At 38.7% G+C, this 17,021-nt stretch carries 16 protein-coding genes; 15 read left to right on the top strand and 1 reads right to left on the bottom strand.

Annotation, left to right across the window (positions count from 1 at the left end; genetic code table 11):
* Positions 1 to 79: 79 nt before the first annotated feature.
* Entirely contained in the window at positions 80 to 265 is a 186-nt protein-coding gene (rpmB, locus tag BPR_RS07450) for a 50S ribosomal protein L28 (protein ID WP_013280857.1), read from the bottom strand.
* Positions 266 to 455: 190 nt separating this feature from the next.
* On the opposite strand from rpmB, the gene BPR_RS07445 reads away from it, so the two are divergent.
* The 15 genes from BPR_RS07445 to hisZ all read left to right on the top strand — a co-directional run bounded on the left by BPR_RS07445 (position 456) and on the right by hisZ (position 17,012).
* Positions 456 to 818, top strand: a complete 363-nt coding sequence (locus tag BPR_RS07445; RefSeq protein WP_013280856.1) for an Asp23/Gls24 family envelope stress response protein — start codon at positions 456 to 458, stop codon at positions 816 to 818.
* 31 nt (positions 819 to 849) lie between these two features.
* The gene (locus tag BPR_RS07440) at positions 850 to 2,622 is read left to right on the top strand and encodes a DAK2 domain-containing protein (RefSeq protein WP_013280855.1); all 1,773 of its coding nucleotides are present in this window, start codon (positions 850 to 852) and stop codon (positions 2,620 to 2,622) included.
* Positions 2,623 to 2,715: 93 nt separating this feature from the next.
* On the top strand, positions 2,716 to 4,785 hold the full coding sequence (gene recG / locus BPR_RS07435) for an ATP-dependent DNA helicase RecG (RefSeq protein ID WP_013280854.1): 2,070 nt from the start codon (positions 2,716 to 2,718) through the stop codon (positions 4,783 to 4,785).
* 69 nt (positions 4,786 to 4,854) lie between these two features.
* Positions 4,855 to 5,724, top strand: coding sequence for a DegV family protein (locus BPR_RS07430; RefSeq protein ID WP_013280853.1), 870 nt, complete (start codon positions 4,855 to 4,857; stop codon positions 5,722 to 5,724).
* A gap of 48 nt (positions 5,725 to 5,772) precedes the next feature.
* Positions 5,773 to 7,695: a DNA gyrase/topoisomerase IV subunit B gene (locus BPR_RS07425; protein ID WP_013280852.1), complete on the top strand. Its 1,923-nt coding sequence runs from the start codon at positions 5,773 to 5,775 to the stop codon at positions 7,693 to 7,695.
* A gap of 84 nt (positions 7,696 to 7,779) precedes the next feature.
* Complete coding sequence (locus BPR_RS07420) at positions 7,780 to 10,017, top strand: DNA gyrase/topoisomerase IV subunit A (RefSeq protein ID WP_013280851.1); 2,238 nt, start codon at positions 7,780 to 7,782, stop codon at positions 10,015 to 10,017.
* Positions 10,014 to 10,565 carry a 16S rRNA (guanine(966)-N(2))-methyltransferase RsmD gene (gene rsmD, locus BPR_RS07415; RefSeq protein ID WP_013280850.1) on the top strand — a complete coding sequence of 184 codons (552 nt, stop codon included), beginning with the start codon at positions 10,014 to 10,016 and terminating at the stop codon, positions 10,563 to 10,565. Before BPR_RS07420 ends, rsmD begins: the two co-directional genes overlap by 4 nt.
* A gap of 2 nt (positions 10,566 to 10,567) precedes the next feature.
* Positions 10,568 to 11,062: a pantetheine-phosphate adenylyltransferase gene (coaD, locus tag BPR_RS07410; RefSeq protein WP_013280849.1), complete on the top strand. Its 495-nt coding sequence runs from the start codon at positions 10,568 to 10,570 to the stop codon at positions 11,060 to 11,062.
* A gap of 22 nt (positions 11,063 to 11,084) precedes the next feature.
* A complete protein-coding gene (locus BPR_RS07405) occupies positions 11,085 to 11,786 on the top strand; it encodes a hypothetical protein (protein WP_013280848.1) in 702 nt (233 codons plus the stop codon).
* A 58-nt stretch (positions 11,787 to 11,844) separates the two neighbouring features.
* Positions 11,845 to 12,891 carry an N-acetylmuramoyl-L-alanine amidase family protein gene (locus BPR_RS19770; RefSeq protein ID WP_052301810.1) on the top strand — a complete coding sequence of 349 codons (1,047 nt, stop codon included), beginning with the start codon at positions 11,845 to 11,847 and terminating at the stop codon, positions 12,889 to 12,891.
* Entirely contained in the window at positions 12,878 to 13,606 is a 729-nt protein-coding gene (locus BPR_RS07395) for a pseudouridine synthase (protein ID WP_013280846.1), read from the top strand. Before BPR_RS19770 ends, BPR_RS07395 begins: the two co-directional genes overlap by 14 nt.
* 8 nt (positions 13,607 to 13,614) lie before the next feature.
* Positions 13,615 to 14,217: a hypothetical protein gene (locus BPR_RS07390; protein ID WP_013280845.1), complete on the top strand. Its 603-nt coding sequence runs from the start codon at positions 13,615 to 13,617 to the stop codon at positions 14,215 to 14,217.
* 11 nt (positions 14,218 to 14,228) lie between these two features.
* Entirely contained in the window at positions 14,229 to 15,254 is a 1,026-nt protein-coding gene (locus BPR_RS07385) for an RluA family pseudouridine synthase (protein ID WP_013280844.1), read from the top strand.
* Position 15,255: 1 nt separating this feature from the next.
* The gene (locus BPR_RS07380) at positions 15,256 to 15,792 is read left to right on the top strand and encodes a Holliday junction resolvase RecU (protein WP_013280843.1); all 537 of its coding nucleotides are present in this window, start codon (positions 15,256 to 15,258) and stop codon (positions 15,790 to 15,792) included.
* A 110-nt stretch (positions 15,793 to 15,902) separates the two neighbouring features.
* Positions 15,903 to 17,012, top strand: a complete 1,110-nt coding sequence (hisZ, locus tag BPR_RS07375; protein WP_013280842.1) for an ATP phosphoribosyltransferase regulatory subunit — start codon at positions 15,903 to 15,905, stop codon at positions 17,010 to 17,012.
* Positions 17,013 to 17,021 lie beyond the last annotated feature (9 nt).

Genomic DNA, 17,021 nt, shown 5'->3' with positions numbered 1-17,021 from the left:
TAAATGCGGAACAAATTCTTGTTGAACAACAAAAAACCACCTGATTACTCAGGTGGTAATTTTTGACTTCAGTTTAAACTCAAGCTCTTTCTACTTTGTTTGATCTAAGGCAGCTTGAACAAACGTGCATTCTCTTAGTAGAGCCATTAACCTTACAAGCAACGTGCTGAACGTTTGACTTCCAAACTCTATTAGATCTTCTATGAGAATGGCTTACGTTGTTTCCGAAATGAACGCCCTTGCCACAAATATCACATTTAGCCATTTTGACACCTCCTTATAAGCCATGTAATGTTTAAATCTAATACGTGCGCTGTATCCGCAACATTGATATATTAGCAGAAAGTAAATATAATTGCAAGCAAATATTTCAAAAAATATGGTGGTTTTTTTATAAAACTGCTATTATAATACTATATGTATGCGAAAAAATGGCATTATTAAGGAGGAATTATATGAAGGCTTCTATAGTGAATACGCATATGGGAAATATTTCTATTGATAATGAAGTTATTGCCCAGTACGCAGGCGCTGTTGCCATGGAGTGCTTTGGCATCGTTGGAATGGCTAATGTTAATGTCAAGGATGGACTTGTCAGCCTGCTCAAGCTTGATTCTATGACAAGAGGTATAAATGTTACTCTTGACGAGAGTAATAAGCTTAAGCTTGACTTCCATGTTATAGTAGCTTATGGAGTTAGTATTTCTGCTGTATCAGAAAATCTTATCAGTACAGTTAAATATAAAGTAGAGGAATTTACGGGGCTTGAAATCGAGAAGATCAACATCTACATTGAAGGCGTCCGTGTAATAGACTAATTCGATTGCAAGTTCTAGGAGGATTTTTATTTTGAGTAACAATGCTATTGACGCTAAGATGCTGTCAAAAATGTTTTTGACCGGTGCCAAGAACCTTGAGGCTAAAAAGGAATGGATCAATGAACTTAATGTATTCCCTGTTCCTGATGGAGATACCGGTACAAATATGACAATGACCATAATGTCTGCAGCCAAGGAAGTTAGTAATCTTGGTGATGCTGCCAATATGGAGGCAATTTGTAAAGCTATTTCTTCCGGCTCACTTAGAGGAGCAAGAGGTAACTCCGGAGTTATCTTGTCTCAGCTTCTCCGTGGATTTACCAAGGTTGTCAAGGCTCATGACGAAGTTGATGTCAAAATCCTTGCTGATGCCTTTGATAAGGCAGTAGAGACTGCATACAAGGCTGTTATGAAACCCAAGGAAGGAACAATTCTTACAGTAGCTAAGGGCGCAGCTGAGAAGGCGCGTGAGCTTTCTTCTGAAGGTGTTCAGGATATAGAGAAGTTTGCATCAGAAGTTATTAAGTATGCAGATGAGGTTCTTTCCAAGACTCCTGATATGCTTCCTGTGCTTAAACAGGCTGGAGTTGTTGACTCAGGCGGCCAGGGACTTATGCAGGTTCTCAAGGGAGCACTTGATGGCTTCCTTGGCAAAGAGATAGATCTTTCTATTTCTGAGGAACAAGTAACACCAGGTGCAAGAACTAAGGCAGAAGCCAAAGAGGAAGATATCAAGTTCGGCTATTGCACAGAGTTTATTGTTCTTCTCAATAAGCCACTTAATGTTAAACAGGAAATCGATTTCAAGGGATTCCTTGAATCCATTGGTGATAGTATTGTTTTAGTAGCAGATGATGAAATCTGTAAGGTTCATGTTCATTCTAATGACCCTGGTCTTGCTATTCAGAGAGCGCTTATGTATGGCCAGCTTTCCAATATGAAGATTGACAACATGAGAATGGAACATAGAGAGAAGCTCTTCCATGAGAATAATGATGGTTCATGGGCAGAGATCAAAACAGAGATCAATGGCGCTGCAGAACTTACACCTACATATTCCAAGGACGACGATATTCCTCTTGGAAAAACAGTTGATTTAGCTGGCAAGAAAGCTGCTCCTGCAGAACCTCGCAAAGAGATTGGATTTGTAACTGTATGTGCAGGTTCAGGTCTTGCAGAGATCTTTAGAGGTCTTGGAGTAGATTATGTAATTGAAGGTGGCCAGACTATGAACCCTAGTACTGCAGATATCCTTGATGCAGTAGATAAGGTTAATGCCGATACAGTTATTGTTCTTCCTAATAATAAGAACATAATCCTTGCAGCTAATCAGGCAGCTATTATGTCTGAGGACAACACAGATGGCAAGAAGATTGTAGTAGTACCTTCCAAGACTGTTCCTCAGGGAATTACAGCAATTATCAATTATGTTCCTGAAACTCCTGTTGAGGAAGTAGTAGCATCTATGACAGAGTCACTTTCGACTGTTAATACCGGTGAAGTAACATATGCTGTCAGAGACACCAAGATTGATGATGTAGAGATCAAGCAGGGTGATTACATGGGAATCGGTGATGCTGGAATCCTTGCTGTTGGCGGAGAAATTGCTGACGTAACCTTTGATATGCTTGGTAAGATGATGAATGATGATCTTGAGCTTATCAGCATTTATTACGGAAGCGATGTTGATGAGAAGGATGCTGACGAGCTTAGGAACAGAGTAAGCGAGAAGTTCCCTCAGTGTGACGTAGAGCTTCAGTTTGGTGGTCAGCCAATTTATTATTATATTGTTTCAGCTGAATAAAATATGCGATAATAAAGTCGGGTCTAGTTTTAGGCCCGATTTTTTCTTTTTAAGACTTATTATACAAACGACATATTTTTAGGAGTACTTATTTTGGGAAGCAGAGAACTGGACGAAAATGTCATAAACTTAAAAGGTATCGGAGAGAAAACCGCCAAGTTATTTGAAAAATGTGGTGTCAGGACAGTTGGAGATCTTTTATCTTATTATCCAAGGTGCTATGACGGTTATGAGATACCTGTAAGAGCATCAGATGTAAGACCTGGCCAGATCAATTCTGTTAAGCTTACAATAATCGGAAGCATTATTAAACGAAGAGTCAGAAACCTGTCAATCATAGCTTTTGAAGCTGCAGACCAGACTGGCAAAATTAAGATGACGTATTTTAATGCTCCTTATCTTGCATCTTCTCTAAAAAGCGGTACTACTCATATTTTTAGAGGAATGGTCCAGAAAAAAGGATCTTTTTATACCATGGATCAGCCCAAGATGTATTCTCAGGAAGAATATGCTTCTCTTGTAGGCAGACTTATGCCAAGATATCCGCTAGTAAAAGGTCTTACTAATAATATAGTGATCAAAGCAGTTGAACAGGCTTTTTTAAATATTGGTAAGCTTGAGGAATTTGTGCCTCAAACAATACTTGATAGACTGTCTCTTATAGGTTATTCAGAAGCTGCAAGGAGTATTCATTTTCCGGAAAATGATAAAAAGCTTGAAGAAGCCAGAAGAAGACTTGCTTATGATGAGTTTCTTTTATTTGTTCTTAAACTACGCCTCCTTAAGATGACGCAGGAAGAAATATCCAATTCTTTTCCGATGGTTGAAGTATCTGAGACAAAAAGGCTGTTAGAGGTTTTGCCATATAAACTTACAAATGCTCAGTCCCTTGCTTGGAAAGATATTCAAAATGATCTGCAGGGGCCTTCTGTTATGAACAGGCTTATCCAGGGGGATGTTGGATCCGGCAAAACGGTTATTGCCATGCTGGCTCTTTTAACAACTGCTGCTAACGGGTACCAGGGGGCTCTTATGGCTCCTACAGAAGTACTGGCAGCGCAACATTTTGAGAATTTCAAGGAACTTATAGACAAATATAACATACAGCATTTGAAGCCAATTCTTTTAACAGGAGCTCTTTCTGCCAAAGACAAAAAGGAAGCTCAAAGGCTTATAAGTGAAGGCGAAGCAAATTGCATAATAGGAACAAATGCGCTTATACAGGAAAAAGTGAGCTATAAAAATCTGGCACTTGTCGTAACAGATGAGCAACACAGATTTGGAGTCAGACAAAGAGAAGCACTTGCAGGTAAAGGACTAAATACACACGTGCTTGCAATGAGTGCAACACCGATTCCAAGGACTCTTGCTATCATTTTGTACGGTGATCTTCACATTTCTGTGATAAATGAACTTCCTGGTGGAAGGCTGCCTATCAAGAATTGTGTTGTTGGAACCGAATACAGGCCTACTGCCTACAAGTTTATTAAGGATCAGGTTGAAGCGGGAAGACAAGCCTATGTAATCTGTCCGATGATAGAAGAAGGCGAAATGGATGGCGTTACAAATGTTGTTGACTATACAGAGACTCTTAGGCAGAATCTTCCACCTGATATTAGTGTTGCTATGCTTCATGGCAAGATGAAACCTGCACAGAAGGATGAAATCATGGAGGCTTTTGCCAGAAAAGATATAGATGTTCTTGTTTCAACTACTGTAATTGAAGTTGGAATAAATGTTCCAAATGCAACAGTGATGATGATTGAAAATGCTGAAAGGTTTGGCCTTTCACAGCTTCACCAGCTAAGAGGAAGAGTAGGCAGAGGTAAATATCAGTCATATTGTATCTTTTTGAATACTTCAGAAAGTGATGATGCCAAAAAGCGTCTTGATATTATGAATAAGACAAATGACGGATTCAAGATTGCAGAGGAGGATTTGAGGCAGCGAGGGCCGGGGGATCTGTTTGGCGTCAGACAAAGTGGAGACCTTAATTTCAGACTTGGCGATATTTATCATGATTCTGACCTGGTAAAAGAATCAGCAATGGATGCTGATAGAATTCTATCAGAAGATCCCGAACTATTATCTACACAATATAGTGTACTTAGAGATAAAATAGCCACAAAATCTGCAAATTTGGTTGACTTTGCAACTTTATAAAAGTAAGATATTTTTAGTTGATTATGAAAATAGGAGTAGTATCGGCAATTTGCCGGGACAGGGGATAACATGTCTAAGATAGCAGTAGTAACTGACAGTAATAGTGGTATCACGCAGTCTCAAGGACAGGAACTGGGTATTTTTGTAGTTCCTATGCCTTTTACAATCAATAACGAGGATTTTTTTGAAGATATTAATTTATCTCAGGAGCAGTTTTATGACAAATTGGCTGAGGATGCAGGCGTTTCTACAAGCCAGCCTTCACCTGATTCGCTTATGACACTTTGGGATAAGGTGCTTGAAGAATATGACCAGATTATCTATATCCCAATGAGCAGCGGATTATCCGGTTCTTGTCAGAGTGCAATGATGATTGCTAATGAAGAATATGAAGGAAAAGTTTTTGTAGTAGATAATCAGCGTATCTCTGTTACTCAGAGACAGTCTGCTCTTGATGCCAAGGCTATGGCTGAGGCAGGATTGTCAGCTGAAGAAATCGTTCAGAAACTAATGGATAATAAATTTGAATCCAGTATTTATATTATGCTAGATACTCTGTACTACCTCAAAAAAGGCGGCAGAATAACTCCTGCTGCAGCAGCGCTTGGTACTCTTTTAAGGCTCAAGCCTGTTCTTCAAATTCAGGGTGAGAAGCTTGATGCTTTTGCCAAGGCCAGAACAAGCTCTCAGGGCAAGAACATTATGATAAATGCTATTAAGACAGATATAGAGAACAGATTTGGCGGCTGGGATAATAAAGACTTCTGGCTAGCTTGTGCTTATACCAAGGATCTTGATTCAGCTAATGCCTGGAAAAAAGAGCTTGAGGAAGCTTTCCCCGGTGTAGAAATACACATGGATCCGCTTTCTCTTTCTGTAGCATGTCACATCGGGCCAGGCGCTCTGGCTGTTACAGTTACTAAAAAAGTTCATTTCTGATGAACTGATAATTTGTATGTAAAAAGTTTTGAAAAAGGGGTTTTTAACATGGCTTCATTTGAACAATATGATGCTTCCAGTATTACCGTACTAGAAGGGCTCGAGGCAGTAAGAAAGCGTCCTGGTATGTACATTGGAAGTGTTACCACTCGTGGTCTCAACCATCTGGTTTATGAGATAGTTGATAATGCAGTGGATGAGCATCTTGCAGGTTTCTGCACACAAATCCATGTGACTCTTGAAGCTGATGGTTCAGCAACTGTAGAAGATAACGGTAGAGGTATTCCTGTAGGCATGCACGCTAAGGGTATTACAGCTGAGCGTGTTGTTCTGACTATGCTTCATGCCGGTGGTAAATTTGATAATAATGCTTATAAAACAAGTGGTGGATTGCATGGTGTTGGTTCATCAGTTGTTAATGCGCTTTCAACCAGGATGAATGTCCGCATCAAAAAAGATGGGTTTATATACGAGGATTCCTACGAGAGAGGAATACCTACAACCAAGCTTGTAAATGGACTTTTAACTCCGGTTGGCAGCACAAGAGAAACCGGTACTACTATTAATTTTTTACCGGATGATACGATCTTTGAGAAAACAAGATTTAAGGAAGATGACATTAAGTCAAGGCTTCACGAAACAGCTTATCTAAATCCTTCTCTTACAATTATTTTTCAGGATAAGAGACCGGGAGTTGAAGAATATATTGAATTCCATGAGCCTGATGGAATTACAGGATTTATCAAGGATATGAATAAATCCAAGGAAGCTGTACACGACGTTGTTTCTTTTAGCGGCGAGAGCGAAGGCGTAGAGGTAGAAGTTGCTTTCCAGTATGTCAATGAGTTCCATGAAGAAGTGCTTGGCTTTTGTAATAACATTTATAATGCCGAGGGAGGAACACATCTTACCGGCTTTAAGACTATGTTCACCAACATAATCAATCAGTATGCCAGAGAACTCAATATCCTCAAGGATAAAGATAATAACTTCACAGGTACAGATGTAAGAAATGGTATGACAGCTGTTATTTCTATCAAACATCCTGATCCAAGATTTGAAGGTCAGACCAAGACCAAGCTTGATAATCAGGATGCTGCCAAGGTTGTGTCTAAGATTACTAACGATGAGATGACCAGATTCTTTGACAGAAATCTGGAAACTCTTAAGGCTATAATCGGATGTGCAGAAAAAGCTGCCAAAATAAGGAAAACAGAAGAAAAAGCCAAAACTAACATGCTTACCAAACAGAAGTATTCTTTTGATTCAAATGGTAAGCTCGCAAACTGTATCAGTAAAGATGCTTCTAAGTGTGAAATATTCATAGTAGAGGGTGATTCTGCCGGTGGTAGTGCCAAGATGGCAAGAGACAGAAACTATCAGGCAATCCTTCCAATCAGAGGTAAGATTCTCAACGTTGAGAAGGCCAGTATTGATAAAGTTCTTGCCAATGCAGAGATCAAGACTATGATCAATGCTTTTGGATGCGGTTTTTCCGAAGGCTATGGTAACGATTTTGATATCAATAAATTGCGCTATGACAAAATCATAATCATGGCAGATGCCGACGTAGATGGTGAGCATATTTCCACTCTGTTGCTGACTCTGTTCTATAGATTTATGCCTGAGCTGATCTATCAGGGGCATGTGTATGTTGCTATGCCTCCTCTTTATAAGGCAATGCCTGCAAGAGGCAAAGAAGAATATCTGTATGATGATTCTGCACTTGCCAAGTATAGAGCTACTCATAAGGGCAACTTTACTCTTCAGAGATATAAAGGTCTTGGTGAAATGGATGCTCAGCAGCTTTGGGAGACCACTCTTGATCCTGAACGAAGAATGCTCAAGGCAGTTGAGATTGAAGATGCCAAGATGGCTTCACAGATAACAGAACTTCTCATGGGAGTAGATGTACCTCCGAGAAGAGAGTTTATCCATCAGCATGCAACAGATGCTGAGCTTGATATATAAGTTCTTTTAAGTCATATACAGCTTTCCTCAGGTAAGCGTTATATGACTTTAAAGACTGCACATATTTATTTATGGGGAAAGTAAATGGAAGATAGAATTATTAAAACCGAATACTCTGACATTATGCAGAAGTCTTTCATAGACTATGCCATGAGCGTTATTGTAGCTCGTGCTCTGCCTGATGTAAGAGATGGACTTAAGCCTGTTCAGCGTAGAACCTTATACGATATGTATGAGCTGGGACTTCGTTATGACAGACCATATAGAAAGAGTGCCAGAATCGTCGGCGATACCATGGGTAAATATCACCCTCATGGTGACAGCTCAATTTATGATTGTCTTGTTGTTATGACTCAGGATTTCAAGAAAATCCTGCCACTGGTAGACGGACATGGTAACTTTGGTAACATCGAAGGCGATTCACACGCTGCCATGCGATATACTGAGGCCAGACTTTCCAAGATAACTCAGGAGAATTTCCTGGAGGATCTTGATAAAAATGTAGTAGATTTTGTTCCGAACTTTGATGAGACTGAAAGAGAACCATCAGTTCTTCCTGTTAAGATTCCTAATTTTCTTATAAACGGATCAGAGGGAATTGCAGTAGGTATGGCAACCAGTACACCTCCACACAACCTTGCGGAGGTTATTGATGCTGAGATTGCATTTATGCAGGATGATACTCTTACTACCAAAGATCTCATGAAATATATAAAGGGACCTGATTTTCCTACAGGTGGAATAGTGATCAATAAGGATGAGCTTCTTGAGATATATGAGACCGGAGTAGGTAAGATCAGGATCCGTGGTAAGGTTGAGACAGAGAAGGGCAAGAACGGACATATCAATCTTGTCATTACCGAAATACCTTATACTATGATCGGTATGGGAATAGGCAAGTTCATGTCAGATGTAGCAGAGCTTGCTGAGAAGAAGATAACTAATGATATTATAGATATTTCCAACCAGTCATCCAAGGAAGGCATACGTATTGTCATCGAGCTCAAAAAGGACACCAATGTAGAGAACTTTACTAATCTTCTCTACAAGAAGACCAAACTTGAAGATACATTTGGTGTCAACATGCTTGCCATAGATAATGGAAGACCTGAAACCATGTCTCTTAGAGAAATAATGAGAGCATGCGCTGACTTCCAGTTCGAGACCGCAACCAGAAAGTATACGACACTTCTTAAGAAGGAACAGGACAAGAAAGAGATTCAGGAAGGTCTTATCAAGGCTTGCAATGTAATTGACCTTGTCATTGAGATACTTCGCGGATCCAAAGATAGAGCCATGGCCAAGAATTGCCTTGTTAACGGAGAGACCGAAGGCATCAATTTCAAGTCCAGAGAATCTAAGGCTATGGCAGCCCAGCTTCTTTTCACAGAAGCTCAGGCTGATGCAATACTTGAAATGCGACTTTATAAACTTATTGGTCTTGAACTTGAAGCCCTTGTTAAGGAACATGAGCAGACAGTTGCCAATATTTACAAATATGAGGATATTCTTGAAAACCATGACTCTATGGCTATGGTTATTCAGAGTGACCTGAACAAGATCAAAAAAGAATTTAAGGCTGACAGAAAGACTGTTATAGATAACAGAGAAACTGCAGTTTATGAAGAAAAGCCTGTTGAAGAAATGGATGTTGCATTTATTATGGACAGATTTGGCTATGCCAAGACAATTGATGCATCAACCTATGAGAAGAATAAAGAAACTATTCAGGCAGAGTTTAAGTACTCCTTTATCATGAAGAATACCGGTAAGGTATGTTTCTTTACTAATACAGGAAATCTCCATACAGTCAAGGCTATGGATCTTCCTCAGGGCAAGATGAGAGATAAAGGCATTCCTATTGACAATGTCAGCAATTTTGACACAGCCAAGGAAACAATAATTATGGCTGCCAGTCAGTCAGACCTTAATCTGTACAGGATTTTGTTTACTACAAAGATGTCTATGATGAAGATAGTTGATGGCGGTGAATTTGATGTTTCCAAGAGAACTGTTGCTGCCACCAAGCTTGCGGATGGTGATGAAGTAGTAAATGTTGAGATTCTCCACGAACAGAAGACGGTAATACTTAGATCTAATGATGGCTTCTTCCTAAGATTTTATGTAGATACAATTCCGGAGAAAAAGAAAGCAGCTGTCGGTGTAAGAGGTATGAGACTTGGCAAAAATGATTTTATAAGAGATGTCTTTTACCTGAATGATATGGAAGAAAAAGCTATTGAGCATAACGATAAGACTTTGGAACTTGGACATCTGAAAGTTACAAGTCGAGATACAAAGGGTACAAAGGTGAGATTATGAGAGTAATTGCAGGAAGCGCACGAAGGCTTAAACTTGTCACTCCTGAAGGTAATGATACAAGACCTACACAGGACAGGATCAAAGAGACACTATTTAATATGATCCAGCTCCAGGTTCCAGGTTCTGTATTCATTGACCTGTATGCAGGAAGCGGCGGAATAGGAATCGAGGCTTTATCAAGAGGAGCTAAAAAGGCGTATTTTATTGATAATGCCATGAGCAGTTATAAATGCATCATGACTAATCTTAAGACCACACATTTTGAAGATGTCTCAACTGTCCTCAAGCAGGATGTAGTTATAGGCCTTAGGAATATTCATGAGGAAGAGGCTGATATTATATTCATCGATCCTCCATATCATGAGGATCTCTATGAACGTACGCTTTCACAGCTCTCGTCACTTAATTTTGTAACTGAGAATACCATGATCATTATCGAAAGTCCTTTGGAAATGGATTTTTCTTTTGTTTCTGATCTTGGATTTGAAGTTAGAAGAGAAAAAGAATACAAATCAAACAAACATGTTTTTGTTTATAGAAAGGCTTGAAAATGAAGACTGCAGTATATCCTGGAAGCTTTGATCCAGTAACATACGGTCATTTGGACATTATAAGGCGCGCATCCCGTATGTTTGATACGGTTATCGTTGCAGTAATGTGCAATTCCGCGAAAACTCCATTGTTTACGCTTGATGAACGTGTTAAAATGATAAGAGAGTCTGTTAAAGACCTTGATAACGTGGTTATTGAGTCTTTTGATGGTCTTCTTATTAACTATTGTAAAGAGAAAAATATACATATTGTCGTAAGAGGACTTCGTGCTATAACTGATTTTGAATATGAACTTCAGATAGCCCAGACCAATAGAGAGTTATCACATAATGAAGTAGATACAGTCTTTTTGACTACAAATCTTAAGTATTCGTATCTTAGCAGTTCTGTTGTAAAAGAGATAGCAAGTTATAATGGGGATATTACTCCTTGCGTTCCAGATTTTGTGGCAGAAGAGTTATACAACAAATACGGACATGACAGAACCAAATAAGCGATAGTAGGGGGATAAATAAATGACAAGTAGGATTGAGCAGCTTATTGATGAAATTGAGACATATATTGATAACTGCAAGCCTCAGCCACTTTCACAGACTAAGATCATTGTCAACAAGGAAGAAATTGATGAACTTTTAAGGGAACTTCGCAGTAAGACTCCCGAAGAAATCAAGAGATATCAGAAGATTATCAGTAATAAAGAGGCTATTTTAAATGATGCCAGGCAGAAAGCTCAGAACCTGATTGATGAAGCTACTGCTCATACTAATGAGCTTATCAATGAACATGAGATCATGCAGCAGGCCTATGCTCAGGCTAATGAAGTGGTTTCTCAGGCTGCAGCTCAGGCCAAGGAAATACTGGACAGAGCAATGCTCGAAGCCAATGATATGAAGGCTGCTGCTGTACAGTATACAGATCAGCTTCTTGCTGGAGTTGAGGATATTATTTCACAGTCTATTGATGCAACCAGCAAGAATAATGATGATATAATCGCATCAGTTAAACAGAATACAGAAAATATCATAAGTTCAGTTAATCAGAGTAATGATAGTATTCTTTCTGCTCTTACACAATATAGCGAGGTTATCAGATCAAACAGATCAGATTTAAAACCACCTGAAGTTATCAGGACTGAAGCACCAGCTACAGGCGGAGTAACTGAAGCTACAAGTGAAGTGCCTGAGCAGGCTGCTTTGAATTTGGATATGCTCAACTAACAGATTTTAGGCTGTCGCTTATGCGGCAGCTTTACTTTTTAATTGATTGGGGATTTGTATGAAAAGAGTATTAGCTTGTTTTATAACCTTTATCATGGCTGCATGTATGTCTCTTGAAATGTCAGATATTACAGGCTTTGCAGCCAGCAAACAGACAGTTGTAGTTATTGATCCCGGACACGGCGGAACAGGTGATAGAAACCTGGGAGCTATATATAATGGCTTTGTAGAGAAAGATCTTACTCTTCAGGTCGCCAATGCCATGAAAACAGAACTTGAAAAGTATGATAATGTTACTGTTTATCTGACAAGAACCAAGGATGCTGTTAACAGTCTTGAAGATAGAGCAAAGTTTGCTCAGAGTGTAAATGCAGATTTTGTATTTAGTATTCATTTTAACGCTTCCAGTGAGCATGATTTCTACGGCTCAGAAGTCTGGACTTCGGCATTTGGTAACTTTTATCAGAAAGGTCAGACCTTTGGACTTTTGGAGAGCGCAGAACTTGCAGAGCTTGGTTTATATCAAAAAGGCGTTAAGTCCAAAATAGGAAGTACAGGCAAGGACTACTATGGAATCATAAGACATTGTGTTTCAAGGGGAATTCCGTGTGATATCATTGAACACTGCTATCTTGATCATGCTTATGACGTTCAATACCTAAAAGGACAGGATTTCATTAATAGTCTTGGCGTAGCGGATGCTACAGCTGTTGCCAAATATTTCAAATTAAAATCTTCTGTAAATGGCAATGATTTTAGTAATCTGACTTATAATACAGTGTCTAAGCCTTCAAAAAGAGTACATCAGGATATCACTGATCCTGAAGTTTGTGATATAAAAGTTCTTGCCTTTGACTCAGAGAGCAGAAACGCTTTGGTTGAAATGTCCGCTTATGACTCTCAGAGTCCTGTGATTTATTTTTCATACAGCTATGATGGTGGCAAAACCTTCAGCACACTTCAGATGTGGGACAGCAGCAAAAAGACACAGTCTTTTAATGTTAAGATTCCTACATCAAGCAGATTATCGAATATTGTCTGCAGAGCCTATAATAATTATGAATTATACAAACAGAGTAATGAGGTAGCTATTGAGACTAGATAAATTTCTGGGACTGTTTGATATCGGTACCCGCAAGCAAATAAAAGAATATTTAAAAAATGGAAGATGTAGTGTTAACGGAGAGGTTGTAACCAGGCCTGACATACATGTTGATGAGAATAATGACGAGATTTCTTTTGACGGCAAAACTCTCAGATACAGTAAATATCACTACTACATGTTATATAAGCCTCAGGGAGTAGTATCTGCTACAACAGACGGCAGAAATACTACTGTTCTTGATCTTTTGCAGGAAGAAAATGTAAAAGGATTAAGCCCTGCCGGAAGACTTGATATAGATACAGAAGGACTTTTGCTCTTAACAGATGATGGTGGTCTTATACATAGACTTTTATCACCAAAAAAGCATGTTGATAAAGTATATGAAGTACATCTGCGAAAAGATTTATCTGACAAGGATATCGAAAGTCTTGAAAAGGGCGTGAATATTGGTGATACCAAAGATAATGGTGAGATTGATTACACACTGCCTGCAAGAGTTGTTCGTATGGATGAGGATGATGAGAATAGACCTGTTGTTCACCTGATCATTCATGAAGGTAGATTTCATCAGGTTAAGCGTATGATGGAAGCAGTAGGGAATGAGGTTTTGTTTTTAAAGAGACTGTCCATGGGGCCGCTAATTTTGGACGAGACGCTAGAACCTGGTGAGTACAGACAGTTAACCCAGGAAGAACTTAAGCAGTTAGGAGTTTGATTTAATTTATGAAAAGAGTTTACAAGGGAGATTTTGGTTATATCAGACATGGCAGAAAGGTTGCGATCATCAGAACAGCTATTTGCCTTGCGATAACTGTTGGAATCTTTTTGACAGGTCTTTTGATACACCATTCTCAGAAAAGTGTATTTAGTATAATTGCTGCGCTTGGATGCCTTCCGACAGGATGGAGCGCAGTTAATATGATAATGCTTATTAAGGCAAAAGAATGCAGTGAAAGAGATCATCAAAGAATAATGGAGCATGCTTGCGGTCTTCTTATTCACTACGATCATATCATTACCTCTTATGATAAGAATTTTTATGTAAATGCATCTACAGTTCTTGATAAGAATATTTGTTGTTATAGTGCTGATCAGAATCTGGATACACTTGACTGTGAGAAGCACATCAAAAAGATGGTAGCTCAAAGCGGATATGCAAGCTATAGTATCAAAGTCTTTGATGATATTGATAAATACTGTGACAGACTTGACCAGCTTGAACAGCTGCGTGCCAATAAAGGAATTGATCCTTTCAAAATAGAAGATGACTGGGTTCCCGGTACGGTTCAGACTCCGGCATCAGTTCTTTTATCCATTTCTCTGTAATTGGTGGTTATATGAAGGAAATAGTAATTGGTAATAATGAATCAGATAAGCGCTTGGATGGATTTTTGAAATCATATTTGCCTAATGCTTCCATGGGTTTTATCTATAAAATGCTCAGAAAAAAGAATATAACTCTTAACGGCAAAAAAGCTTCCGGCACGGAGAAACTTGCATCCAATGATGTTATATGCATTTTCTTTGCCGATGAAACTCTTGAAAAATTCAGGGGAATTTCTACAGACAGCACACAGTCAGGAAATAACAGCAATTCACGTTCAGATATACAGGATTATTGCAAAAGAGAAATTTCAAGCTACAAGAAGATAGGTGAACTTAAGGTTATTTACGAAAATAAACATGTTATATTTGTAGATAAACCGGCAGGTCTTCTTTCTCAAAAATCCAAGGATACCGATGATAGCTTAAACGATTGGCTTATCGGATACATGCTTACTAACAATTTAATAACACCTTCTGAACTTGAGACATATAAGCCGTCAATTTGCAATAGGCTTGATAGAAATACAAGTGGTCTTGTCATATGTGCCAAATCATTGCTGGGCGCAAGAACTATGAACAATATGCTCAAAGACAGGACCTTACATAAGTACTATCGTACAATAGTCACAGGACAAATCTCGGAATCTTCTGAGCTTAAGGGTTTTCTTTATAAAGATGAAAAGAAGAACAAGGTGTTTATTAAAACATCGGATCCGGGTGATGACAGGTACTCATACATTGAGACCGAATATAAGCCTGTAAGGTACTATTATGACCTTGATATGACACTTTTGGAAGTAAAACTGATAACAGGAAAGCCTCATCAGATCAGAGCTCATCTTCAGAGTATCGGTCATCCTATAATTGGTGATGTCAAATATGGTGGAAGTCCTGTTAAAGGGCTTAAATATCAGCTTCTTCACAGTTACAGGCTGGTTCTTCCCAAAGATTTAAATGATGTATTTTGCGATATCGCAGGAAAAGAATTTATTGCTGAGCTTCCTGATACTTTTGGAAGTATTATCGGAAAGGGGTAATATGCCTACTTGGAAATCAAGAGGTCTGCGTGGTTCCACTTTAGAGGAACTTATAAATCGTTCTAATGAGAGATATCAGGAATTGGGACTTGCTCTTATACAGAAAATCCCAACTCCTATTACTCCCATCAATATTGAAAAAGAAACAAGGCACATAACACTTGCTTACTTCGACCAGAAAAGTACCGTTGACTATATTGGAGCGGTACAGGGAATTCCTGTTTGTTTTGATGCCAAGGAATGTGCTTATACAACTTTTACTCTCGAAAATATCCATCCTCATCAGGTGCGTTTCATGTCTGATTTTGAACGCCAGGATGGAATCGCTTTTTTTCTTATTTATTTTACCTCACTTAATGAATTTTATTATTTACCTTTCAGGAGACTTAAGGAATTCTGGGAAAGAGCTGAAAACGGTGGCAGAAAGAGCTTTAGAAGAGATGAACTTTCCGATGATTACATCATAAGATCACCGGGAGATTCCGGAATTCTTATCCCATATCTGGATCTCATTCAAAGAGATTTGGATGACAGGTAATTTTTTGTTGTTGACATGAATATTTTTATAGGTTATTCTTTTTACTATGATAACAGATTAGCATAGTAGCACTGCACAGTAATAAAGCGTTTTGATTTAAAGAGGTGTTTATGAGCAAAATCCTATTACATACTCCGGATGGAGTAAGAGATATTTATGGTAAGGAATGTAGTGACAGGAAATACATTATAAATAAGATTCATGACAAGATGGAGAGCTTTGGCTATTCATCAATAGAAACTCCAACTTTTGAGTTCTTTGACGTATTTGCAGAGGAAATAAACGCTTCTGATACCAAGGAACTATACAAATTCTTTGATAAGGAAGGTAATACTCTTGTTTTAAGACCTGACTTTACTCCCTCAATAGCAAGATGTGCATCCAAGGTCATGCTTGAGAACGGTAATCCAGTCAGAGTCTGTTATGAAGGTAATTCTTTCCTAAACGTATCAAATCTTCAGGGAAAGCTTAAAGAAAACTGCAACATTGGTGTTGAGCTTATGAATGATTCCTCTGTCTATGCAGATGCGGAAACGATAGCTCTTTTAATAGAGTCTTTGAAGAGTAGCGGACTCCAGGATTTTCAGGTCAGTGTCGGAGATGCTGATTATTATAAAGGGTTGTGTGCAGAAGCAGGAATCACTCCAGAAACCGAGGAAGAAATCCGTGAACAGATCATAGGTAAAAACTATTTTGCTGCTGAAGCTATCATGAGGGAAAAAAATATACCTGATAAGTATAGTGAGCTTATAGTCAAGGTTTCTGAGTTTATAGGTTCTGATGATGCTCTCGAAAAAGCCGCAAGTCAGGTTCAGAATGAGAGATCTCTTGCTGCGATAAAAAGGCTCAAAGACCTGTATAAGGTACTTACCTATTATGGAGTTGAGAAATACATATCGTTTGATCTTGGCATCCTTAGCCGATTTAATTACTATACAGGTGTTATTTTTAGCGCATATACCTATGGTGTAGGTGATGCTATAGCCAAAGGCGGCCGATATGACAATCTTCTGGGCAAATATGGCACAGATGCACCGGCGATAGGCTTTTCTATTATAGTTGATGACCTTATGTCTGCTTTGTACAGACAGGGCATAAAGGTTGAAAACAATACTGAAATCGAAACAATTACCTATACACAGGAAACTTTTGAATCAGCACTTAATAAAGCTAATGCACTTAGAAATCAAGGCAGAAACGTTGTACTTAAGGCTGAGTAACGGAGGATT

Source organism: Butyrivibrio proteoclasticus B316 (genome assembly GCF_000145035.1).
Classification (GTDB): domain Bacteria; phylum Bacillota; class Clostridia; order Lachnospirales; family Lachnospiraceae; genus Butyrivibrio; species Butyrivibrio proteoclasticus.
This window is presented reverse-complemented; position numbering and strand designations above follow the sequence as displayed.